The organism is Pedobacter sp. PLR (assembly GCF_026239675.1).
Classification (GTDB): domain Bacteria; phylum Bacteroidota; class Bacteroidia; order Sphingobacteriales; family Sphingobacteriaceae; genus Pedobacter.
In genome coordinates this window covers 382,821-403,811 of sequence record NZ_JAPIVQ010000003.1, presented here as the reverse complement: position 1 = coordinate 403,811, position 20,991 = coordinate 382,821, and the positions used below count along the sequence as shown (strand labels likewise).

Sequence of the window (20,991 nt, the reverse complement as noted above, 5' to 3'; positions counted from 1 at the left end):
GGTCTGATTCTTGTATCTCTGCTTAGGAAGCGTGTTAGCTGACCATAGTGTGTCCTGGATTAATGGTAAAATTAGGGGGAAACCGCTTCATTTCTCATTTTGAAATACTATTTTTGAACAAAATGTATGTAATCAAAGTTAAAGGCATTGCCAAAATCCCAGACTATGTACAGTTGCGGGATGAAAAGTTCACGCTATTGGCGTATTTTAGGGTAGACAGGCCTGAGAAATCCCTGGAGAAACTCGGTTTAGGGGAGAAATTAACGGCTATAATGAATTTTGTGAACGATTTGCCTTTCGGACAAATCGCTAAATTAGATATTTAAACATGACAGAAAACGCAGTTATAAATTTAAAAAACGTAGATGTGTTCCAGCAAAAACACCTGGTCTTATCTGATGTAAATCTGAATGTGGATAAGGGAGAGTTCGTTTTTCTAATCGGTCAGACAGGTTCCGGTAAAAGTAGTTTACTAAAAATCATTTATGGCGATCTGCATATCGGAAACGGTGAAGGGCAGATTGCAGGATTTGATTTAAAGAACCTGGCGATTAAGGACGTGCCTTATTTACGTAGAAAACTGGGCATTGTGTTCCAGGATTTCCAACTGCTAACCGATAGAACGGTAGAAAAAAACTTAGAGTTTGTATTAAAAGCAACCGGATGGAAAGATTCGGCATTAATTCAGGAGCGTATTAAAGACGTACTTGAAAAAGTGGGCTTACGTTCTAAGATCAGAAAAATGCCTCATGAGCTTTCTGGTGGAGAGCAGCAACGTGTGGTTATAGCCCGTGCTTTACTGAATAACCCGGAGATTATCCTGGCGGATGAGCCTACAGGAAACCTTGACCCGGATACTTCCGAAGAAATTGTAATGTTACTGAAACAAATCAGTCAGGGAGGAACCGCTGTATTAATGGCTACCCACGACTACCATATCATCCGTACTTTACCTTCCAGAATCATAAAATGTGAAGGTGGTATCGTGCATGAGGATGCACAAATTGTGTAACCATATTCTGACAAATTATTATAATTCAGCCATTCTAGTCAGTGTTTTCATTTGAAAACTGACAGTATGGCTGATATCATTCATTGGCAAACCTTTTGAGTTTGAATCCAAAAATTCTACTATACCATGTTTAGCAAGAAGAAAAAAAACGACATCGAAGATCCTATTATGGGAAATACTGCTGATGAGCAGGTAACCAACGTGCAAGCCGAAGAAAGTGCAGATGCCGCTTCAACACCGGAAGAAGTTATACCGGAACTTTCAGTTGAAGAAAAACTACAACAAGAAGTTGCAGCTTTAAATGATAAATATCTGCGCTTATTCGCAGAGTTCGACAACTATAAACGTCGTACTCAAAAAGAACGCGTAGAGCTTTTACAAACTGCAGGTAAAGACGTAATTGTCTCTATGCTTCCGGTATTGGACGATTTTGACCGTGCCAATAAGGCCATGCAAGGTGCTACTGACGTTGCACCGATCCTTGAGGGTCTGGCATTGGTTCACCACAAATTAAAAAGCACATTGAACCAGAAAGGACTGAAAGAAATGGAAACGTTACATACGCCATTTGATACAGACCTTCATGAGGCAATAACTAATATTCCTGCTCCTGAGGAGTTAAAAGGAAAAGTGATGGACGAATTAGAAAAAGGATACACTTTAAACGACAAAGTAATACGCTTTGCTAAAGTCGTTGTAGGGAGTTAATATTTTATGAGCAAGAGAGATTATTATGATGTGCTTGGCGTGTCCAAGGGTTCATCTGCTGAAGAGATTAAAAAGGCTTACCGTAAGTTAGCCATTAAGTTTCACCCGGATAAAAATCCGGATGATAAATCAGCAGAGGATAAGTTTAAGGAAGCAGCTGAAGCTTATGAGATTTTAAGTAATCCAGAGAAAAAACAACGCTATGACCATTATGGACATGCGGGTGTTGGCGGTGCTTCTGGCGGCGGTGGCGGCTATGGTGGTGGCGGCATGAACATGGAAGATATCTTCAGTCAGTTTGGAGACATCTTCGGTGGTGGTGGCGGCAGCCCATTTGATAGCTTCTTTGGCGGCGGCGGCGGTGGTCAGCAATCTCGTGGTGGCGGCCGACGTGTAGCGAAGGGTACCAACCTGCGTATTAAAGTAAAACTTACCCTGGAAGAAATCGCCAACGGTGTAGAAAAGAAAATCAAAGTTAACAAACAAGTTAGCTGTAAAACCTGTGATGGTTCAGGTGCTAAAGACCGTAATTCGGTAAGCACTTGTCAAACCTGTGGTGGAAGCGGTGCAGTACGCAGAGTAACCAATACCATATTGGGACAAATGCAAACGACCTCTACCTGCCCTACCTGTAACGGTAGCGGTTCACAGATTACTTCTAAATGTACTTCCTGTCATGGTGAAGGTATCACCCGTGGTGAAGAAACCATTACCATCAATATTCCTGCGGGAGTTAGCGATGGTATGCAACTGAGCATGAGTGGTAAAGGTAATGCAGCTCCTCAAGGTGGAATTCCAGGTGATTTGATCATCCTGATTGAAGAAATTCCTCATGAAAGCCTGAAACGCGAAGGAAACAATGTTGTTTACGACTTACATGTTTCTATCATTGATGCAGCTTTAGGTTACAGTGCTGAAGTTCCTACCATTGATGGTAAAGCAAAAATCAAAATTGAACCAGGTACACAAAGCGGCAAACTTTTACGTTTGAAAGGCAAAGGTATTCCGGAAATCAATTCTTACCACCGTGGTGATGAGATTATCCATGTAAACATCTGGACGCCGAAAGCTTTAACTTCGGAAGAAAGAAGTATGCTGGAGAAACTTAGGGAATCCCCTAACTTCAAACCTCAGCCAGGAAAGAACGACAAGAGTTTCTTTGAAAAAATGAAAGAATATTTTGACTAAAATCAATTAGTCAGAACCGAAAAAGCCACCTCAGGGTGGCTTTTTTTATGTCTCATTTTTATTGTATTTTAAATTATTATCTAAAAATCAGTAACATTTTAATAAGTTAGTATACTAAACTATTAAAACTAAAAAATGCTGATTATTAATAACATTGTAAAGCAATATGCTGCTCATCGCGCTTTAGATGATGTCAGTTTACGCGTAGAAAAAGGAAAGATCTTTGGCCTTTTAGGCCCGAACGGTGCAGGAAAGACCTCCCTCATCCGAATCATCACCCAAATTACCGGCCCCGATAGCGGAGAGGTACTTTTCAACGGAGAAAGGCTTAATGTACAACACATCTCTCAAATCGGCTATCTGCCGGAAGAAAGAGGCCTTTATAAGAAAATGGAAATCGGCGAACAGGTCTTATACCTCGCCAGACTCAAAGGATTAAGCACTGCCGAAGCCACCAAAAGAATCAGGTACTGGTTTGAAAAACTGGACATGGCCGATTGGTGGAATAAAAAAGTAGAAGACCTGAGTAAAGGGATGCAACAAAAAGTACAGTTTGTAGCTACCGTATTACATAAACCAGAGCTGATCATCCTCGATGAACCCTTTTCAGGCTTCGATCCGGTGAATGCAGATGTCATCAAAAACGAAATCCTGGAACTCAATAAAGAAGGCGCTACTTTCATTTTCTCTACACACAGGATGGAATCTGTGGAAGAGCTTTGTGACAATATCGCCCTGATCCACCGTTCTAAGAAGATCCTGGACGGACCGATGGCAGAAATCAAAGCACAATACCGCAACAATACGTATTGGCTGGAATACCAGGGGGAATACAATACTGAAAACGCCAGGGAGATTTTTGAAGTGCTGGAACACGCTAACATTGCAGGTAAAACCAGACTCAAAATCAAAATCAGAGAAAATCAGAATGCAAATCAGGTGCTGGCGGCCTTACTTCCTTACGTCGCCATAAGCAGACTAGATGAAGTGATCCCTACCATGAACGATATTTTCATTGAAAAAGTAACCCAACAAAGCTAAAATCATGAACAAAATCTTACTCATTATACAAAGAGAATACTTATCAAGGGTAAAGAAAAAATCCTTTATTGTGATGACTTTACTTACTCCAATCATCATTGCCGCTTTTTATGGTTTGATCATTTACTTTTCAATTGAAGGTGTCAAAGGAACCCATAGCAAAGTAGCGGTTGTTAACAACAATAAGGCTTTAACCGAGCAACTCAGCTCCAATAAAAACATCAGCTATACCTATGTCGGTCAATCTTTAGAGGACTTAAAAGCCTCTTTTAAAAAATCAGACTATGACTACATCTTGTATCTCCCGCCTTTTGAACTGAGCAAACCGACAGGAATTCAACTATTAGGCACTAAACAAGCTGGTTTATCCCTCAACGGACGAATCTCCGGAGATGTAGAAAACATGATCCGCAACCAGAAACTGAAAGCCTCCGGAATTGCGCAGGCTGATCTGGATGGCTTAAAAACCAATGTAGATATCGACAACAAAAAAATTGGCGAAAGCGGTAAAGAAGAAGATTCCAGTGCCGGAGCCAGCACCATTATCGGAACCGTAGCGGGTATCCTGATGTTCATGTTTATCATGCTTTATGGCATCCAGGTGATGCGTGGGGTAATTGAAGAAAAAACGAGCAGGATTATAGAAATCATGATATCCTCCGTGAAACCCTTCCAGTTGATGATGGGAAAAATCGTCGGCATTGCCCTGGTTGGGCTTACCCAGTTCATCTTGTGGATCGTACTTACCGCTTCTATCTCCACGGTTGCCGTAACCGCTTTCGTAGGGAAAGATAAGCTGAAAGAAAGCAGCGGCATGGTTTTAAAAGCAAAAGACGGTACAACCATCAATACACCGGCAACTGCCACCGTAGACAGCCCCGTGTTGTCCATGCAGAAAAGTCTGGCTAGCTTACCACTAACCAAAATCATTCTGGTATTTATATTTTTCTTTATTGGCGGATATCTGTTCTATAGCGCGCTCTATGCAGCCATCGGATCGGCCGTCGACAGTGAGACGGAAACCCAGCAATTTATGATGCCTGTCATGATGCCATTACTGGTAGGTTATGCACTCTCTTTAAGTGTGGTGGCTAATGATCCTTACGGACCCATCGCATTTTGGCTGTCCATGATCCCTTTCACCTCTCCTATTGCCATGGTGGTGCGTTTACCTTATGGTGTACCGGATTGGCAATTGGCGCTGTCAATGCTTATTTTAGTAGTCGGATTTATAGGTACTGTTTGGCTGGCCTCGAGAATCTACAGGGTAGGAATTTTAATGTATGGCAAGAAAACCAGCTTGAAAGAGATGATCAAATGGTTTTCTTATAAAAACTAATCAGCATGAAGGTTGCAGTTATAGATCTCGGCACAAATACTTTTCACCTGATCATCGCTGATCTGGATGGGCCTGAGGCTAAAGTTATCTATAAAACAAATCTGCCGGTCAGACTTGGTGAAGGAAAAATTAATGACAACATCATCATCCCGGAGGCTTTCGAAAGAGGCCTCCGGGCTCTGGAACAATTCAGTCTGCTGATTAAAGCGCATGGGGTTAGCCTGGTTAAAGCCACCGCTACCTCTGCGATCAGGAGCGCTGCCAATGGCGCTGACTTTGTAAAAGCCGCCAAAAACTACGCAGAAATTGAGATTACCGTAATTAGTGGTGAAGAAGAAGCTGCTTATATTTTTGAAGGTGTAAAGGCTACCGGGCTCCTAAAAGAGTGTTGTTTAATCATGGACATTGGTGGTGGAAGTACAGAGTTTATCATTTGTGATCCTACACAAGTCTACTGGAAGAAAAGTTACAATATTGGCGCTGCAAGGCTGATGCAAGCCTACTTTCATTCTGACCCGATCAATACGAAGGATAAAACTGCGATTACACAGCATTTAACCACTGAATTAGCCGACTTAAAGGAAAACTTAGACAAGTACCAGCCAAATCATTTGATTGGCTCAGCGGGCGCATTTGAGACTTTCACGGGGATGCTTTATCCTGAGCTGGATTTAAAGGCAATCAAATCACACAAAATCCCCCTTGCTGATTACCGGGAGCTATCGGCAACTTTTATAGCTTCCAGTCATGCGGAAAGAGCGCACATGCCAGGTCTGATCAAATTAAGGGTGGATATGATTGTGATGGCCGCCCTACTCACAGATTATATTCTGGAGCTGGGCAACCTTCAGCAAATGAGTTTATCTACCTACGACCTGAAAATGGGCGTACTAGCATCTTTAAAAGATCAGACAGACCAGTTACCTTCGGCCAAAGCCCTGTAAAGTCGTTCTGTAGGCAAGCCCATTACATTGGTATAAGAACCGATGATTTTCGCAACAGCGATTAAACCGATCCAGTCCTGAATACCATAGGATCCGGCCTTATCCAGTGGCTGGTAGTTTTTGATGTAATATTGGATTTGTGCTGGCGTCAAAGTATTGAAAAACACTTCGGTAGTGTCGTAGAAAGAACGGATTTCGCCATTATGGGTTAAACTAACACCAGTATACACCTGATGATTGGTACCTGATAATTTGGTTAACATTTCTGTAGCATGATGTGCATCTTCAGGTTTCCCAAGAATTTCACCGTTATAGGCAACAATGGTATCGGCAGTAATGACAATACTTCCTTTGCTGTCTTCATCAAATGCTTTCGCTTTTTTCTCTGCGATGTAAACCGCGATTTCTGCTGGAAGCAGGTCTTCCGGATAAGTCTCATCCACCTCCTTCAATACGACCTTAAAATCAAGGTTCATTGCAGTCAATAGCTCTTGTCTGCGTGGAGATTTCGAGGCCAGGATAATGGGAAGTTTTTGCTGGTACATAAAATATATTTGTGCAAAAATAACAAAAGCGGCCAATGGCCGCCTTTATTATTTGCAATAAAAGTAATTTATTGCTCCCCCCCAACTTTGGGTCCCTGACCCATCCTATTATTTTTCATGCGTTCTTTACGTTCCGCTTTATACGTTTCGTAAGTTTTTTTCTGATCGGCAGTTAAAATTGCAGCGATCTTTGCATCAGTATCTTCCGACAATTTCATCATTTCAGCTCTTCTGGCCTCTTTATCAGCATTAGCAGCTGCACGGGATTTTTCCATGGCATTCGCCTGATCTAAAAAGATCGCCGTAGCTTTAGTCTTTTGATCATCATTCAGGTTTAACTTTTTGGTTAAACTTTCAACGCTTCTTTGGGCTCTTTGCTCCGGTGTCATTTTCTGACGACCGCCATCTTGTGCCTGTGCGAATGTAATTACACTGAATAACAGTCCGCAGATCATTAATAATTTCTTCATGTGGTTCATTTTAATTTTTTAAAATTCTGAGTTCAACACACCGATCCGCAAAATTAGGGTCAGTATCAGGAGCCCGTTTTTTGTAGAATTAGAGAAAAAAAAACGCACATGGTTTAACACCCCTAATGTAACATATCTATTACACAAAGAAGCAGGAAAACAAAAAAATAGATTTATTTATTTACCGGAGTCGGCAGCAGCAGGGTTTTCATCAAACCATTTCTCCTGTACACGCATTACTTTTTCAATAATATCTCTCACGGCAGTCTTACCACCGGTGTAGGGAGAAACATATTGTGCAATTGCTTTAATTTCAGGAACGGCATCTGCCGGACAAGTAGGGAGCCCTACGAGTTTCATGACCTTTAAATCAGGGATATCATCACCCATATAAGTTACTTCAGCCATGGTCAGCTGACGTCTATCCAGATAATTGCTAAGCACTTGTACCTTATCAGATACGCCAAGAAAAATGGCCGTAATGCCTAAACCTTCAAAGCGTTTCTGCATGGCCAGCCCCTTACCGCCGGAAATGATACAAACATGGTAGCCTTTTTTTACAGCAAGCTGCAAGGCATAACCATCTTTAATATTAAATGTCCGCAAAAACTCCCCCGAATCTGAGGCCAGGATATCCCCGTTTGTCAATACACCATCCACATCAAAAATGAAGGTGGTAATCTCTTTGAGTTTTTGCAGAAACATATGGTTTAATTTTGGTTATCTCTCCATTCATAAACCCAGGCCGACTGGATTTGCTCCAGGTGTCCTTCAGAACTTTCTTCTTTGGTTCCTTTAAAATTAGGCAGGGAAAGTACCCATTCTAATAATTCAGTAAACCTGATACGGTATATTTTGGCTTCATTGAATTCGTCCCCAAATTTCTCATATAATTCCTGAGCGATGTCTTCGTGGTCGTTCCAATAAATTGGTAAGGCAAATTTATCTTGCATGATGCTGTTTGTTTATTAATTAATGGCCTAAAAATTCGGATTGATCCGGGATTGTCACTTCAATATCTCCGCTGATTACTACACATTGGCAGCCTAGTCGGGAAGTAATCCTGGGACGAACAGCACGGTCAATAAAGTCTTCCTCCTTATCGGAGATTTCCTGAATATTATCCATACCCTTAGTCACGTAAACATGACAAGTACTACATCCACAAACACCACCGCAGTTATGTTGCAACTCTATTCCGTGATCATGGCATACATCAAGAACTGATTCACCTCCAGCGATTGGAAGTTCAATTGGTTCTTTACCCTTCTCTTCAAAATTTATCTTTAATTTAAAAATACTCATAATTTATGTGTCAAAAATAAGCACCAAAAACGGTAATTAAGTTATTAAACTGTTTTTTTAATGCTTTTACTTAAAGTTTCATAGAGATCCTGAAGTTCAGGCATCCCTGTTAACAATTCTTTATGTTTGGATAATGTTTGTTCATCATTACGGATGGCAGGTCCGGTTTGTACATCGCGGGGAAATGCATGTTGCACTTTTTCAGCGGTTTCCATAATTAAAGGCCGTAAAATCTCAAAGTCAAGCTGGTTCTTTTCCAGGATATCCTGACCAATTGCATACAGGTGGTTGCTGAAGTTACAGGCAAAAACAGCGGCTAAATGTAAGATCCTCCTTTGCGCAGAATTCACCTCATAAACCAGTGGGCTCAAACTCAGGGCAATCTTTTTCAAAACAGCCAGTACCGTTTCATTTTTCGCCTCCAGACAAAGCGGCACCTTTGAAAAATCGAGTGCTTTAGTCCGGGAAAACGTTTGTAAAGGATAAAGTACTCCGTAGTTCTTCATCGAAGCAGGAAATACGTCAAGGTCTGTTGCACCTGAAGTATGTACGACCAGGCCATTAACCTCAGCCAGTAGCTGCACCATTTCCGGAATCGCATCATCCTTTACCGCAATCAGGTATAAATCAGCATGAAGGTCGATATCCGCCAGGACGGAAATCCCTTTAGCCCCTACCTGATCGGCCAATAACACCGCATGGTCCTGATTTTTGCTCCATACCTGAACCAATTCATATCCTGCTGCAACAAATGCAGTAGAAAAATGTGTTGCCACATTACCAGAACCGATGCAAACTACTTTCATTTCAGAACCAAATTTAAATGCCTGAGCTTTCCTGATAAATAGATCATCGGGAAAGCTCAGGCAATATATAATTAAACAACTTTAGCCTCTTTTTGTCTTCTCAGGATCGACAGTAAAAACCCGATCACCATTACTATGGTACCCGCCCAGTATAAATTGATGTACGGGAATTCAATAGATTTAAATACTACCCAGTCCTTAGCTTGCTGAGGTTTTTCGAAAACCTGCAACTCTACTTTTCCCTGATCAGGAAGTACTTTGGTAAATCTGAATCTCAAGCCCAGCTCATCAATATTACGTGCAAAATCAAAGGTATTGTTTCCTTTTACCAGGAAGATAGGCTCCGTTTTGTAGACCTTACCATTCACTTCAACTTCCAGTGGTAAACCTACTGCAAGATCGTTTTCTCCCAATACCAGGCTTTTTGCGGCCGGTTTATTATTCAACGCTTTGATGGTAATGATACCACTACCCGTGTGTAAAGTATCACCTGCTTTTACGTTTGCAATTCTAGGTGCCTTATAGTTTTCCTCTGGATTATGATCTTCATGATCCTCATGCGTATCCTTTTTATCAGGGGCACTGGTGATGTGGGTATACACATCATAAGTCAGGTAATGTTTGGTATCCGGAGAAGCAATCAATCCCATTTTCTCATTCGCCTGAACATGTGGATTCAATTCAAAATCTTCTTTCAGCTTGCCAGTTTCCTCATCATACACCTTAAAATTCAGCGTATAAATCGTGTTTGGAGCAATGGTTGTATCTCTGGTATAAGTAACCGTATACTTGCCCATTTTCTTAGGCTCATTTTTATACAATACAATGTTTTCACCAGGTTTCTCTGCTTTCTCAAAATCCTTTACCGGGATAAAGTTTGTGGTGTTGATAGAGATCGGTTTATTTGTTGCAGCAGCAACTAAAGCGCCAATCAACAATAATGCAAACCCCATGTGTGCCACAGCAGCACCTACCAGTTTACGTTTTCCACCAAGTCCTTGCGCCAGAACTCTTGCATTGGCAAGAATCGCAAATACACAGCTAAAAGTAAGCAGGATATACATTAAGTTAGTGTAAATATTGGTCAGGTATACGAAACCTGCAGTGATGATAATGGCAAAAACAATCGAAGCAATTAAGCTGCTATAGAATTTACGGATATCTGTCCTCTTGTATTTCATGAACTGTGCGAAACCAGAGATCACGGTTACCAGGATGGCAAACGGTGCCTGCCATTGGTTGTAATATTTAATGGCATCAATCGGAGGGGCAAAATTAGTCCCGAAAGCCGCATTGAATACCGGAACGGAAGTAGAGAAAATCACCTGAATACAGGCAACAGTAATCACTAAAGCACCGATAAACATCCAGAATTCTCTGGAATAAGTTTCTTCATCTTTGTTGGTGATCGGCAATTCCTTCCATCTGATGATCAGGAGCACCACAGGGATCGTCAGGAACACCACGTTATATAAGATCAGGTGACCAAACATCCCCAAATCTGTAAATGAATGCACTGAAGTTTCGCCAAGGATACCACTTCTCGTTAAGAAAGAAGCGTATAATACCAGTACAAAACTGATAATCACTAAAATAATCGCAGTAAAGAACGAGTGACCTGTATTTTTAAAAGCGATCATCACGTGTACACCTGCAATCAGGGTTAACCAGGGAATGATGGAGGCGTTCTCTACCGGATCCCATGCCCAGAAGCCACCAAAGTTTAAGGCTTCATAAGCCCAGAAAGAGCCCATGATAATACCGGTTCCCAGGATCATTACGGCAAATAAAGCCCATGGCATCGCAGGTTTAACCCATTCTTTATACTTCTTCTGCCATAAACCAGTCACGGCATAAGCGAAAGGAACGATCATACTGGCAAAACCCAGGAACAAAGTTGGCGGGTGAATCACCATCCAATAGTTCTGTAATAATGGGTTTAATCCTCTACCATCGGTAATAAATTTCAAATAGTTTTTAAAGTTCTCAGGATCGGCAAATACAACCGGTGCCATATCTTTCAGATTTACCGCTTCCCTTAGCAGGATAAATGGGGAGCTACCAATTCGTTCTCCAAAAATCTGTACGCCCAATAACATGGAGGTTAAGAAGACCTGCGAAAAAGCGACAACAGTCATGACACCATTTTCCCAGGATTTTGCTTTCCAGATCAGGATTCCTCCTAACAATGATTGCCAGAAAGCCCATAACCAGAAGCTTCCTTCCTGTCCTTCCCAGAATGCAGAAACGATATAATAAACCGGAAGTTCTTTTGAAGAGTGCGAATAAACGTAGTAATACTCGTTATTGTGATTTAAAATCAGGTAAAATAAAGTAACGCCGATTCCCAGGATACTTACCCAGTTAATTAGAAATGAAATCCGACCTATGCGTGTCCATGATCGATCTCCAAGGTCTTTATTCTTAGTAGCAAAAAAGTAAGCTATCGTAGAAAGTAGTGAGGCAGCAAATGCTAAAACAATAAAGAATTGGCCGATTTTACCGGGCAGGAGGTTCTCTCCAAAAAATTGTATATCCATTAAGATTAATTGTATTTTATTACCTGACCGTCCGCTTTCACCTCAACAAGGTCGTTGTTGTATTTAGAAGGACATTTCATTAATATTTTTGAAGCATAAAAGGTACCATCTTTCATTTTACCGATTAAAACTAATTTTTCTGAACGTTCAAAATCTTGTGGTTTGGTGCCTTTGTAAACCACCTGGTTCACCTTCCCTTTTTCATCTTTCATGAAGAAAGCGAAATGATTGGCATCTTTCTGAGCATCATAGTACATGCCTTTTTCTTTTTCCCAGAAGCCCATTACGTGGAATTCTCTGGAATCTTTGGCAGCCTCAGTAAAAGTTGAATAGTTGCTGGTACCGGCGTTTAAACTGATTAAGAAGCCTACGCAGATCGCTATTGTGATTAAACCAATAATTGCACTTTTTCTCATGATGCTAATAAAATTTTAGATTGACACAAAGATAAAAAATATAGTTACCTAAAATCTTTTAGAGCCCTGCAATTCACTTTGATGACGATTTATTGATAGTTCTCTGACAAAAACAATGTAAATCAGTGAGCAATGATCGAAAAAGAAAATATTTCGCCTATTTCAGGTACTCAGATTTGATCATTTCCGGCATTTCAGACCTCAGTTTCATCACTTTTGGTCTGGAAACATTTCTGATATAGGAGTTCCCCTGATTTCGCTGATAATAATCCTGATGTTCCGTTTCTGCGGGATAAATCACTTCGAAAGGAAGGATTTCCGTAGCGATAGTTCTGCTCTTAAAATCTGTTTGCTCCAGCCTATGAATCATACCGGAAATGATGCGGTACTCTGCCGGCGAACGAAAAAAAGCAATAGAGCGGTATTCCGGTCCCAGGTCTGCGCCTTGCCTGTCTACCTGCGTTGGGTCATGGACGTAAAAGAACGCTTTGCAAAGCGTTTCAAAAGAAATTACGGAAGGATCATAATACACCTGTACAGCTTCGGCATGCCCACTGCTTTGCGACTGTAAATCCTGGTAAGTTGGGTTTTTGATTGTTCCACCGGCATAGCCACTGATCACTTTATGAACACCTTTTAATTCTATCATAGCCTCCTGAACAGCCCAGAAACAACCACCTGCAAAAGTAGCTTCCTTTTCATTCGCTGCCGGCGCAACGATCACTGCAAATCCGTTTTTACTTTCCAGTTGCTGTACTTTTTGATTCCCGGAACAGCCCCATAATAAAACCAACACTGCAATAATGATAAAATTCGATATGCTCATGATTTACCCCTCCAATACTACAAGATACGGGAATCGGGTAAAAAAAGATGTTGCACATTAGAAAGTGCTACAGGGAAATGACAAAAATAAAGGTCATAAAAAAAGAGGAGGAGTTACCTCCTTCCTCTTCGCTTTTAAATTCTGAACCGATCAGGGCTTAAGGCCAGATACCAAGATTCATATAAGAAATGGCAATTTTATCTATAGAGCCTACAAAAGCAGCCGTTCTTAACGTCTGGATGCCTGGTTTGCTCATTAATGTTTCTCTGATTTCATGGTAAGAATGGATCATCGTATCCTCTAAACCTGAGTTCACCAATTCCAATTCAGAAGCACCTTTAACGATCATTAAACGGTGTTCAGCAGGAATGCTTTTACCGGTTAAGCTTTCTAAAGTATTGATCAGGTTTCTGTTTGAGTTTTCCGCATAACGGTTTTCCATACGGCCAAACGCGACGTGAGAAAGGTTTTTCAACCACTCGAAATAAGATACGGTTACCCCACCTGCATTACAATACATATCAGGAATGATGATACCACCCATTTCAGTGAAGATCTCTTCTGCTTCAGGAGTACAAGGACCATTTGCACCTTCAGCGATGATTTTCGCTTTGATATTTCTGATATTGTCTGAAGTGATCACATTTTCCAATGCTGCAGGAACCAGGATATCACATGGTTGCTCTAAGCCTTCCATTGAGTTTTTAAACTCTTTAGCGCCCGGGAAACCTAAGATAGATCCGGTTAATTTACGGTGTGCGAACACTTCATCAATGTTCAATCCGTTTTCATTGTAGATCGCGCCTTCAAACTCGCAAAGACCAACGATAGTAGCACCAAATTCAGCTAAAAACTTAGCAGAATGGTAACCTACGTTTCCTAAACCCTGAACGATCACTCGTTTATCACCTAAACCAGCTTTAAAGCCAATTTTAGCCATATCTTCAGCTACAGTCACACATTCTCTGATGGCATAAGCTACTCCACGACCAGTCGCTTCCTTACGTCCACGGATACCGTGTAAAGCAATTGGCTTTCCGGTAACGCAACCCAAAGCATCTAACTGACCCGGGTTCATGGTCATATAAGTATCTGCGATCCAACTCATTTCACGCTCACCTGATCCGTAATCCGGAGCAGGAACGTCAATACCAGGACCGATAAAGTTCTTTTTGATTAATTCTGTTGTATAACGACGGGTGATGTTTTCCAGCTCACCAACGGTATAGTTTTTAGGGGTGATTTTGATCCCACCTTTAGCACCACCGAAAGGAACGTTTACGATCGCACATTTGTACGTCATCAATGCGGCTAAGGCCATCACCTCATCTTCATTTACCATCTCGCTGTAACGAATACCACCTTTGGTAGGACTCATGTGATGAGAATGTTCCACGCGCCATGCATCGATTACCTCAAACCCATTTCCTCTGCGGATAGGGAATTGAAAACGATACACACTGTTACAAGCTTTAATTTGGGTTAACAGACCTTCTGGATGAGAAGTAAATTGTGCGGCACTGTCAAAGTTCTTGCATACGTCTGCAAAAAAATTTGTCTCGTTTGCTGTATTAGCCATTCTTTGTTTTTTATGAATTGAATATAAGTTCTTATACTAATTACCTGCAAAATTGCAGTAAAAAAAACCATTTATGCAAATGGTAAATCACTTAGTGTAAGGCAAACACTACATCAAAACAAGCGCCAAAACAGGGCTTAAACGATTTAAAATAAGTTTTTAGCCGGTTATTTCTTTTCTAACTTTTTTAATCTTTTTTCTATTGTAAACAGAAAGAAAAGCAAGCCAAGCAAAATTACCAATACACAAGCCACTACAACGTATATTTTGCCGGATGAATAAAGGGTGTCGCTGATGGCAGAACCAGTTCCCTGAGCGAACAATTGCAGCGTTAACAAGAACATTAAAAAGGTTGCTGTAAATTTTTTCATTAGAATATCTTTTGATGATTAAAGGCTATGGAAAGACCATTTCCTGTTTATTTCGATAATTTATTTCTTTCTAAATCGCGGAGTCTGTAAAGGATGTTGTAAATCCAGCAGCCGATCAGAATCCAGCCCAGACAAGCCGGGTAAAACACCATTCTCATGTGCTTATCCAGATCATAAGCATTAAAACCGGGGTTACCGCCATTGCCGGGGTGTAGGGAATCCGACAAACGTGGCAATACAAACAGTAAAACCACCATAATCGGGAAGGCGAAAATATTGTAAATCGCAGAAATTTTTGCTCTCTTTTGTTCTTCATCAATCGCATTGCGAAGTACCAGATAAGCGAAATAAAGTAAGATGGCTATCGCAGCGAAATTTTGCTTTACGTCGAAACTCCATGCTTGTCCCCAGGTAAATTTAGCCCAGATAGCACCGGTTACGATACCCAAAAGGCCGAATATCACCCCTGCATTGACACTTTCTACGGCTTTAATATCGTCTGCAGGATCATTACTTCTCAATGACTTGATGCTGTAAAAAACGGAAATACTGAACAATACGATCATGCTAAACCACATTGGCACATGAAAATAAAGGTTTCGGATACTCTCCCTAATAATTGGCAATTCAGGAGTTTTCATTAGAAAACCTGCAACAGTTGAATAAATCACCAATATTGCACCTAATACTTTCCACCAGTTCTTATACATTGACATTAAAATTTGATCTCTTTAACTCTGTTAATCGGCAAATGTAGCTAGAAAATTCCCTACTTCCGTTATATATCAGCCGATAAACGGCGGTTCTTTAGCTGTAAAGCATGGTAAATGACGCGGGGCTTACGGAATTTTAATCTCTCCAGAGGTATGGGAATAACAAGACTGATACCGACATCACCAGGGCGTTAATGATCAGTAACAGGCCGATTTCGTCCAGACTCACACTGCGATCTAAACCGTCCATTGCATTTTTGGTAAGTTTAATCAGGACCACCAGCACCGGAATAATGATCGGAAAACTCAAAATCGCCATCAGCATTCCTCCGTTTCCGGCTTTGGACGCAATCGCAGAAACCATCGTGAAAATCGTAGAAAAGCTCAGGCTTCCCAATAAGGCTGCCAGTAAATATAAGCCCAAATCCTGAGGACCAAAATCAAAAACCATAATGTAGAAGCCAAGTGCAATCACGGTCAGCACCATCATTAACATGGAATTATAGATCGTTTTGGAGATAATAAGTGCCAGTGGACTGGCAATCGTATAAATATAAACCTGTCTGCCCCTGCTCTCCTGCAGAAAACTTTTAGACACTGCATTGATCGAAGCGAAAAGCATGATGATCCAGAATAAAGCATTTAAAGTGACCTTATCTGTACTCACAAAAGATAAAAAGCAGACAAAGACGGTAGACACGACGTATAAAAGCACCCCGTTTAAAGCGTATTTGGAACGCCACTCTAACAACAATTCCTTTTTTATTAAATGTTTGATCTGTTCTGCTAAATTCATCCGGTCGCAAAGATAATTGTTAATCATCCGATTTACTAACGAGCAGGGTAATTAAGTTAAATGCCAGCGTAAAACAGGTCTAAATGCCTTGATAAAACCTATATAACTGTGACTTGACGAAGGACTGATAAAGAGTTGGTCAAGAGTTCAGGAAGATTGCTAAAGGGATATCCTTCAGCAACTGATCAGCACCTGACCGGCAACCCTTCGACAACATGGACCACCGTACGAACACAAAAAGAAAAATATAGCTGGTATAATTCAACCCCTTATCCAGGTTTCAACAACTCAATACAGGTAGCCTGAAAACACCATGAATATTATACCTGATAGGTAATATACTTTTGAAAACTTCTTCCTTTGAGCAGGAAGATAAAATGCAACCCAAATTGAGGAATCCCCCAGGTACTGAGGTAACCGGCAATCGGCTCATCCAAACGGTCTATAAATTTAAGACAATAATGTTCAAAATTATGGTCAATAAATTTGTCCTGATAATCCGGACTAAAATGGTTCAGATTAATGCGCAGATTACCATTGGCCAACAGGATCAACAAATGATGTCCAGTCATTGCACGCATAATATGTGGGTTCTTCTTCACCCACCTCGCCATACTCCTGTTGAAGTCTAGCTCATCAATATCAATAAACTCTTGCGCTTCCATTTTATAAATCAGGGCAATACTAGCAAAAAAAACTAAAGCGTTAAAATTTTATACATTTGAATAGCAAAACTTTACCTAAGTATGCCTATGAGCACGATCTATTGCAGTATTTTACAAAGTCCGGTTGGCGCGGTTTATATATTTACCGGCGAGGAATCGGTAAACGAAATCACCTTCAGGGAAAGCGATACGCGTGGACTTTCGGAAAACAGAATCAGCAAACTTGCAGCAACACAGCTAAATGATTATTTTGAAGGAAAATTAACAGCCTTCCAGCTGCCACTGCAACAATCCGGAACGGTCTTCCAGCAAGGGGTATGGACAGCCTTACAAACCATTGATTATGGCCATACCTGCTCCTATCTGGAATTTTCAAAACAACAAAACAATGTGCTGGCAATTCGTGCGATTGCCGCTGCGAACGGAAAAAATAAACTAGCCATTGTTGTCCCTTGTCACAGGGTGATTGGCAGCAATGGCAAACTGGTGGGGTATGCCGGGGAACTCTGGCGCAAAAAGTGGTTGCTGGACCACGAAAGAGCCATCAGTAAAAAAGGACAAATGACACTTGCTTTCTAAACCTGTTAACCCGGATCTATAAATTAATATTTAGCCCTATGAACGAATATCTGGATATTATGCTGAGAAGTCTCGCCGTTTATGCCTTTATGCTGGTCGCCATTCGTTTGACCGGTAAAAAGGAACTTTCACAGCTCAACACAACCGATGTTGTACTGATTTTGCTGATCAGTAATGCAGTACAGAATGCAATGGTAGGCAACAATACGAGTCTGCTGGGTGGTTTGGTGGCTGCCGCAATCCTTTTTGCGCTGAACTTCGCACTGAAAAAACTAATGTATAAAAGCAAGTGGTTCCGGGAGCTGCTTTCCGAAAAACCGGAAATTCTGATCCATAACGGTAAGCTTGATTTTGAAAAGCTGGCAAAACTAGACATTACAGACGAAGAATTGAGAGAGGCCATGAGAGAACATGGCGTAGAAAAGTTCAAAGATGTGAAGCTCGCGATCTTTGAAGTGGATGGAAACATCAGCATCATTAGTGGCTCAGACAGCCTGAAACAGACGCATTACAAACGAAAAAGAAAACAAAAAGCGCTAGGGGGATTGAACTAAAAATAGATTAAAATAAAACCAACCTATAAAAAATGAGCTGATCCATTACGATCAGCTCATTTATATTTTATCCGATCATTTAAGAATCTTTACAGTCTTCCTAAATAACTCATACAGCTCATTTAAAGACTATAATACGGCAACATCCGGCTGACCGGCCTGCACCAATACTACCCTTGGTTTTCTTACCGTAATTAAAACCCCGGCACCAACTACAATCACGTACCAGCCCCATTTCAATTTCACCATTCCTGCTGCAATATTCACCATCTTTTTGAAGTGAAGAAAGCCAAAAGAATCGTGTACTTTGAAATAAATACCGACTAATGTAATCGCGACCAATGCCATTACTGCCCAACCTGCAAACTTGATTAAACCAGTTTTATTAGCAAAAGAACCTAATAAAGCGACTACTACTAACACATAAAAAGTGATGGCCAAAGTAGGATCAATATCAAAATAGTTCCAGTTTCCAATGATCGGTAAGCGCATCAAAGGACATAGTCCACCGACAGCCATAACTGCTGCACCAATAACTCCCTGAATTTTCATTCTAATCTTATTGCTGCGTATTAATCCCCATTTTATCGGCGAAATGCGCACAATAATCGCGTAAATCTTCGACGATCAGTTTCTCACCTGTAGCTTTCAGGAAGCTATCACCCATCGTTTGCAAAGTTTCATAAAAGAATCTTTTCATCTCATCTACAGGCATATCTTTAGTCCATAGATCGATGCGCATAGAGTTCTTATAATTATGATCCCAAAGTGCTAACATCATCGATTTCACAGGCACCTGCTCTTTAGTAGCTGAATCTGTAGATTCCCAAAGAATATTGTCCGGTACATTGTTGTCGTCTAACTCAACGGTAATTTTAATTTCTGCTTGTTTCATTTAATTTATGCTGACTTTTATAATAATAAATAAGAGAACGGTAAAAAGGATCACAGTACACTCGATAATCCAGATCTTCTTCAACTCAGGAATAAACTTCCTGAAAATCTGATCGGACACGAAAGCCACTACCGCAATAACCAGACTAAAACCAACCAGGATTGCCTTTAAATCGATTACATGCGCATGTGATGGCGGTCTTTTCTCGAATAACATCACGACTGCTATCGTTATAAAGATGGCAGAAATGATATTAAGTGGGGTCAGTTTTACTTTCAATTCCCTTGTTTTACTTTTTGTTTTTGAACTTTTTTGACTTCCAGGCAGGAGTTTTATTTTTCATTTTCTCTCTTTCTGAAGCTGCAATCGCTGCGGCGTGTTTCTTCTCATGGAAAGCTCCTTTAAACTCAGGATCATCCTTACGTTTCTGGTCATCAATTGATCTGGCAATTGCCTGACGTTCTTCATAAGGCGTCTCTTCTACGAAAATTTCCGCTGGTAAAGGTAGCACAGGAATCTGTTGTCTGATCAACTTCTCTATTTTCTCAATGTAATATTTTTCTGCAGGCGTAGCGAAAGTCAAGGCATCTCCTTTGGCATATGCCCTGCCAGTACGTCCAATACGGTGTACATAATCTTCAATAATGATCGGTACATCGAAGTTGATCACATGACTCACCTCAGAAACATCAATACCTCTGGAAGCAACATCTGTAGCTACCAATACCCTGATATTTCCTTCTTTAAAGCTATTAATCGAGTTGATACGTGTATTCTGACCTTTATTGGCATGGATTACCCTTACCGCTTCCGCACCGAATCTACGCTCGATAAAGCTGAAAATATTGTCGGCAACTGTCTTCGTTTTACAGAATATGATCAGTCTCTTAAACTCCTCATCATTTTTCAGCAGGTGCTGTAATAAATTGATCTTGGTTTTGAAATTGGGAACCTCATACAACTTCTGCGTAACCGTTTGCGCAGGTGTAGCTTGCATGCCTACCTCAATAATAGTCGGGTGTTTCAGGAAGTCACCAGCAATTTTCTGTACCAGATCACTCATGGTAGCAGAGAATAATAAGTTTTGACGGCGACGGGGAACCACTTCTAAAATACGGTGAATAGAGCCAATAAAGCCCATATCCATCATTTTATCCGCTTCATCCAACACCAAAAACTTCATGTATTGCGTATTGATGTGTCCGGCTAAATAGATGTCTAAAAATCTTCCCGGAGTAGCCACGATAATGTCTACACCCGCTTTAATCTGTTCGATTTGTGTTTTTGGACCGATACCGCCGAAAACGACAACGGTACGTAAGTCTGTATATTTAGAGAAAATTTTAACATGTTCAGTGATCTGCATCGCCAACTCTCTGGTCGGTGCAAGGATCAGGGCTCTTGGCGCATCGCCCTGAGCATATTTTAATTGCATCAGGATCGGTAAAACATAAGCCGCTGTTTTTCCGGTTCCAGTCTCGGCAATGCCGAATATATCCTGTCCTGATAAAACAGGTGCAATTGATTTTTCTTGTATAGGGGTGGCAACAGTAAACCCTGCATCAGCTACAGCATTTAAAATCTGTCGATTAAGGTTAAACTCTTCAAATGTTTTGGGCATTTTGCAAAGATACTATTATTTATAGGATCAACAGCTGAACGTATTATTTATGATGGCGATTGTTTTAAAAAATCTTAA

27 protein-coding genes are annotated in these 20,991 nt (G+C 40.9%); 9 read left to right on the top strand and 18 right to left on the bottom strand.

Annotated features, from left to right (window positions below; all coding sequences use genetic code 11):
* Positions 1–122 precede the first annotated feature (122 nt).
* From OQX61_RS08825 to OQX61_RS08795, 7 genes are all read left to right on the top strand, one after another.
* Positions 123–326, top strand: coding sequence for a fructose-6-phosphate aldolase (locus OQX61_RS08825; RefSeq protein WP_265841295.1), 204 nt, complete (start codon positions 123–125; stop codon positions 324–326).
* A gap of 2 nt (positions 327–328) precedes the next feature.
* The gene (locus tag OQX61_RS08820) at positions 329–1,012 is read left to right on the top strand and encodes an ATP-binding cassette domain-containing protein (protein WP_265841294.1); all 684 of its coding nucleotides are present in this window, start codon (positions 329–331) and stop codon (positions 1,010–1,012) included.
* A 126-nt stretch (positions 1,013–1,138) separates the two neighbouring features.
* Positions 1,139–1,720 carry a nucleotide exchange factor GrpE gene (locus OQX61_RS08815; RefSeq protein WP_265841293.1) on the top strand — a complete coding sequence of 194 codons (582 nt, stop codon included), beginning with the start codon at positions 1,139–1,141 and terminating at the stop codon, positions 1,718–1,720.
* A gap of 6 nt (positions 1,721–1,726) precedes the next feature.
* Positions 1,727–2,908: a molecular chaperone DnaJ gene (dnaJ, locus tag OQX61_RS08810; RefSeq protein WP_265841292.1), complete on the top strand. Its 1,182-nt coding sequence runs from the start codon at positions 1,727–1,729 to the stop codon at positions 2,906–2,908.
* 135 nt (positions 2,909–3,043) lie between these two features.
* On the top strand, positions 3,044–3,949 hold the full coding sequence (locus OQX61_RS08805) for an ATP-binding cassette domain-containing protein (RefSeq protein WP_265841291.1): 906 nt from the start codon (positions 3,044–3,046) through the stop codon (positions 3,947–3,949).
* A 4-nt stretch (positions 3,950–3,953) separates the two neighbouring features.
* Positions 3,954–5,288: an ABC transporter permease gene (locus tag OQX61_RS08800; RefSeq protein WP_265841290.1), complete on the top strand. Its 1,335-nt coding sequence runs from the start codon at positions 3,954–3,956 to the stop codon at positions 5,286–5,288.
* Positions 5,289–5,293: 5 nt separating this feature from the next.
* Positions 5,294–6,232, top strand: a complete 939-nt coding sequence (locus tag OQX61_RS08795) for an exopolyphosphatase (protein ID WP_265841289.1) — start codon at positions 5,294–5,296, stop codon at positions 6,230–6,232.
* Here the strand turns inward: OQX61_RS08795 and OQX61_RS08790 are convergent.
* The 14 genes from OQX61_RS08790 to OQX61_RS08725 all read right to left on the bottom strand — a co-directional run bounded on the left by OQX61_RS08790 (position 6,196) and on the right by OQX61_RS08725 (position 17,264).
* The gene (locus OQX61_RS08790; protein WP_265841288.1) at positions 6,196–6,777 is read right to left on the bottom strand and encodes a Maf family nucleotide pyrophosphatase; all 582 of its coding nucleotides are present in this window, start codon (positions 6,775–6,777) and stop codon (positions 6,196–6,198) included. The genes OQX61_RS08795 and OQX61_RS08790 overlap by 37 nt on opposite strands.
* Positions 6,778–6,845: 68 nt before the next feature.
* Entirely contained in the window at positions 6,846–7,247 is a 402-nt protein-coding gene (locus OQX61_RS08785) for a hypothetical protein (RefSeq protein ID WP_265841287.1), read from the bottom strand.
* A gap of 177 nt (positions 7,248–7,424) precedes the next feature.
* Positions 7,425–7,952, bottom strand: a complete 528-nt coding sequence (locus tag OQX61_RS08780) for an HAD-IIIA family hydrolase (RefSeq protein WP_265841286.1) — start codon at positions 7,950–7,952, stop codon at positions 7,425–7,427.
* A gap of 5 nt (positions 7,953–7,957) precedes the next feature.
* Positions 7,958–8,200 (bottom strand): Fe-S cluster assembly protein IscX, encoded by a 243-nt coding sequence (gene iscX / locus OQX61_RS08775; RefSeq protein WP_182961361.1) that lies wholly within the window; start codon positions 8,198–8,200, stop codon positions 7,958–7,960.
* A gap of 19 nt (positions 8,201–8,219) precedes the next feature.
* Complete coding sequence (locus OQX61_RS08770; RefSeq protein WP_062547207.1) at positions 8,220–8,552, bottom strand: 2Fe-2S iron-sulfur cluster-binding protein; 333 nt, start codon at positions 8,550–8,552, stop codon at positions 8,220–8,222.
* Positions 8,553–8,596: 44 nt separating this feature from the next.
* Positions 8,597–9,358 (bottom strand): Rossmann-like and DUF2520 domain-containing protein, encoded by a 762-nt coding sequence (locus tag OQX61_RS08765; RefSeq protein ID WP_265841285.1) that lies wholly within the window; start codon positions 9,356–9,358, stop codon positions 8,597–8,599.
* Positions 9,359–9,429: 71 nt separating this feature from the next.
* Positions 9,430–11,898: a cytochrome c biogenesis protein CcsA gene (ccsA, locus tag OQX61_RS08760; protein WP_265841284.1), complete on the bottom strand. Its 2,469-nt coding sequence runs from the start codon at positions 11,896–11,898 to the stop codon at positions 9,430–9,432.
* A 5-nt stretch (positions 11,899–11,903) separates the two neighbouring features.
* The gene (locus OQX61_RS08755) at positions 11,904–12,314 is read right to left on the bottom strand and encodes a cytochrome c maturation protein CcmE (protein ID WP_265841283.1); all 411 of its coding nucleotides are present in this window, start codon (positions 12,312–12,314) and stop codon (positions 11,904–11,906) included.
* A 157-nt stretch (positions 12,315–12,471) separates the two neighbouring features.
* Complete coding sequence (gene msrA, locus OQX61_RS08750) at positions 12,472–13,140, bottom strand: peptide-methionine (S)-S-oxide reductase MsrA (RefSeq protein WP_265841282.1); 669 nt, start codon at positions 13,138–13,140, stop codon at positions 12,472–12,474.
* A gap of 157 nt (positions 13,141–13,297) precedes the next feature.
* Positions 13,298–14,719, bottom strand: coding sequence for a Glu/Leu/Phe/Val dehydrogenase (locus tag OQX61_RS08745; RefSeq protein WP_265841281.1), 1,422 nt, complete (start codon positions 14,717–14,719; stop codon positions 13,298–13,300).
* Positions 14,720–14,886: 167 nt separating this feature from the next.
* Positions 14,887–15,090 carry a CcmD family protein gene (locus OQX61_RS08740; RefSeq protein WP_265841280.1) on the bottom strand — a complete coding sequence of 68 codons (204 nt, stop codon included), beginning with the start codon at positions 15,088–15,090 and terminating at the stop codon, positions 14,887–14,889.
* Positions 15,091–15,137: 47 nt separating this feature from the next.
* A complete protein-coding gene (gene ccsA, locus OQX61_RS08735; protein ID WP_265841279.1) occupies positions 15,138–15,800 on the bottom strand; it encodes a cytochrome c biogenesis protein CcsA in 663 nt (220 codons plus the stop codon).
* A 139-nt stretch (positions 15,801–15,939) separates the two neighbouring features.
* On the bottom strand, positions 15,940–16,599 hold the full coding sequence (locus OQX61_RS08730) for a heme exporter protein CcmB (protein WP_265841639.1): 660 nt from the start codon (positions 16,597–16,599) through the stop codon (positions 15,940–15,942).
* Positions 16,600–16,919: 320 nt separating this feature from the next.
* Complete coding sequence (locus OQX61_RS08725; RefSeq protein WP_265841278.1) at positions 16,920–17,264, bottom strand: hypothetical protein; 345 nt, start codon at positions 17,262–17,264, stop codon at positions 16,920–16,922.
* A gap of 87 nt (positions 17,265–17,351) precedes the next feature.
* On the opposite strand from OQX61_RS08725, the gene OQX61_RS08720 reads away from it, so the two are divergent.
* Positions 17,352–17,843, top strand: a complete 492-nt coding sequence (locus OQX61_RS08720; protein ID WP_265841277.1) for a methylated-DNA--[protein]-cysteine S-methyltransferase — start codon at positions 17,352–17,354, stop codon at positions 17,841–17,843.
* Positions 17,844–17,881: 38 nt separating this feature from the next.
* Positions 17,882–18,397: a YetF domain-containing protein gene (locus OQX61_RS08715; RefSeq protein ID WP_265841276.1), complete on the top strand. Its 516-nt coding sequence runs from the start codon at positions 17,882–17,884 to the stop codon at positions 18,395–18,397.
* A gap of 129 nt (positions 18,398–18,526) precedes the next feature.
* On the opposite strand, the gene OQX61_RS08710 is transcribed toward OQX61_RS08715, so the two are convergent.
* From OQX61_RS08710 to OQX61_RS08695, 4 genes are read right to left on the bottom strand one after another with little or no spacing between them, the layout of a single operon-like run.
* Positions 18,527–18,949, bottom strand: a complete 423-nt coding sequence (locus OQX61_RS08710; protein WP_265841275.1) for a hypothetical protein — start codon at positions 18,947–18,949, stop codon at positions 18,527–18,529.
* Between the two features lie 7 nt (positions 18,950–18,956).
* Positions 18,957–19,292, bottom strand: a complete 336-nt coding sequence (gldC, locus tag OQX61_RS08705; RefSeq protein WP_062547194.1) for a gliding motility protein GldC — start codon at positions 19,290–19,292, stop codon at positions 18,957–18,959.
* Positions 19,293–19,571: a hypothetical protein gene (locus OQX61_RS08700; RefSeq protein WP_265841274.1), complete on the bottom strand. Its 279-nt coding sequence runs from the start codon at positions 19,569–19,571 to the stop codon at positions 19,293–19,295.
* Positions 19,572–19,581: 10 nt separating this feature from the next.
* On the bottom strand, positions 19,582–20,913 hold the full coding sequence (locus OQX61_RS08695; protein WP_265841273.1) for a DEAD/DEAH box helicase: 1,332 nt from the start codon (positions 20,911–20,913) through the stop codon (positions 19,582–19,584).
* Between the last annotated feature and the right edge of the window lie 78 nt (positions 20,914–20,991).

What these genes read in the sequence shown, in the direction of transcription:
- OQX61_RS08825 (WP_265841295.1), top strand. Translation starts at nt 123, where the DNA reads ATGTATGTAATCAAAGTTAAAGGCATTGCCAAAATCCCAGACTATGTA.
- OQX61_RS08820 (WP_265841294.1), top strand. Translation starts at nt 329, where the DNA reads ATGACAGAAAACGCAGTTATAAATTTAAAAAACGTAGATGTGTTCCAG.
- OQX61_RS08815 (WP_265841293.1), top strand. Translation starts at nt 1,139, where the DNA reads ATGTTTAGCAAGAAGAAAAAAAACGACATCGAAGATCCTATTATGGGA.
- dnaJ (WP_265841292.1), top strand. Translation starts at nt 1,727, where the DNA reads ATGAGCAAGAGAGATTATTATGATGTGCTTGGCGTGTCCAAGGGTTCA.
- OQX61_RS08805 (WP_265841291.1), top strand. Translation starts at nt 3,044, where the DNA reads ATGCTGATTATTAATAACATTGTAAAGCAATATGCTGCTCATCGCGCT.
- OQX61_RS08800 (WP_265841290.1), top strand. Translation starts at nt 3,954, where the DNA reads ATGAACAAAATCTTACTCATTATACAAAGAGAATACTTATCAAGGGTA.
- OQX61_RS08795 (WP_265841289.1), top strand. Translation starts at nt 5,294, where the DNA reads ATGAAGGTTGCAGTTATAGATCTCGGCACAAATACTTTTCACCTGATC.
- OQX61_RS08790 (WP_265841288.1), bottom strand. Translation starts at nt 6,777, where the DNA reads ATGTACCAGCAAAAACTTCCCATTATCCTGGCCTCGAAATCTCCACGC.
- OQX61_RS08785 (WP_265841287.1), bottom strand. Translation starts at nt 7,247, where the DNA reads ATGAAGAAATTATTAATGATCTGCGGACTGTTATTCAGTGTAATTACA.
- OQX61_RS08780 (WP_265841286.1), bottom strand. Translation starts at nt 7,952, where the DNA reads ATGTTTCTGCAAAAACTCAAAGAGATTACCACCTTCATTTTTGATGTG.
- iscX (WP_182961361.1), bottom strand. Translation starts at nt 8,200, where the DNA reads ATGCAAGATAAATTTGCCTTACCAATTTATTGGAACGACCACGAAGAC.
- OQX61_RS08770 (WP_062547207.1), bottom strand. Translation starts at nt 8,552, where the DNA reads ATGAGTATTTTTAAATTAAAGATAAATTTTGAAGAGAAGGGTAAAGAA.
- OQX61_RS08765 (WP_265841285.1), bottom strand. Translation starts at nt 9,358, where the DNA reads ATGAAAGTAGTTTGCATCGGTTCTGGTAATGTGGCAACACATTTTTCT.
- ccsA (WP_265841284.1), bottom strand. Translation starts at nt 11,898, where the DNA reads ATGGATATACAATTTTTTGGAGAGAACCTCCTGCCCGGTAAAATCGGC.
- OQX61_RS08755 (WP_265841283.1), bottom strand. Translation starts at nt 12,314, where the DNA reads ATGAGAAAAAGTGCAATTATTGGTTTAATCACAATAGCGATCTGCGTA.
- msrA (WP_265841282.1), bottom strand. Translation starts at nt 13,140, where the DNA reads ATGAGCATATCGAATTTTATCATTATTGCAGTGTTGGTTTTATTATGG.
- OQX61_RS08745 (WP_265841281.1), bottom strand. Translation starts at nt 14,719, where the DNA reads ATGGCTAATACAGCAAACGAGACAAATTTTTTTGCAGACGTATGCAAG.
- OQX61_RS08740 (WP_265841280.1), bottom strand. Translation starts at nt 15,090, where the DNA reads ATGAAAAAATTTACAGCAACCTTTTTAATGTTCTTGTTAACGCTGCAA.
- ccsA (WP_265841279.1), bottom strand. Translation starts at nt 15,800, where the DNA reads ATGTATAAGAACTGGTGGAAAGTATTAGGTGCAATATTGGTGATTTAT.
- OQX61_RS08730 (WP_265841639.1), bottom strand. Translation starts at nt 16,599, where the DNA reads ATGAATTTAGCAGAACAGATCAAACATTTAATAAAAAAGGAATTGTTG.
- OQX61_RS08725 (WP_265841278.1), bottom strand. Translation starts at nt 17,264, where the DNA reads ATGGAAGCGCAAGAGTTTATTGATATTGATGAGCTAGACTTCAACAGG.
- OQX61_RS08720 (WP_265841277.1), top strand. Translation starts at nt 17,352, where the DNA reads ATGAGCACGATCTATTGCAGTATTTTACAAAGTCCGGTTGGCGCGGTT.
- OQX61_RS08715 (WP_265841276.1), top strand. Translation starts at nt 17,882, where the DNA reads ATGAACGAATATCTGGATATTATGCTGAGAAGTCTCGCCGTTTATGCC.
- OQX61_RS08710 (WP_265841275.1), bottom strand. Translation starts at nt 18,949, where the DNA reads ATGAAAATTCAGGGAGTTATTGGTGCAGCAGTTATGGCTGTCGGTGGA.
- gldC (WP_062547194.1), bottom strand. Translation starts at nt 19,292, where the DNA reads ATGAAACAAGCAGAAATTAAAATTACCGTTGAGTTAGACGACAACAAT.
- OQX61_RS08695 (WP_265841273.1), bottom strand. Translation starts at nt 20,913, where the DNA reads ATGCCCAAAACATTTGAAGAGTTTAACCTTAATCGACAGATTTTAAAT.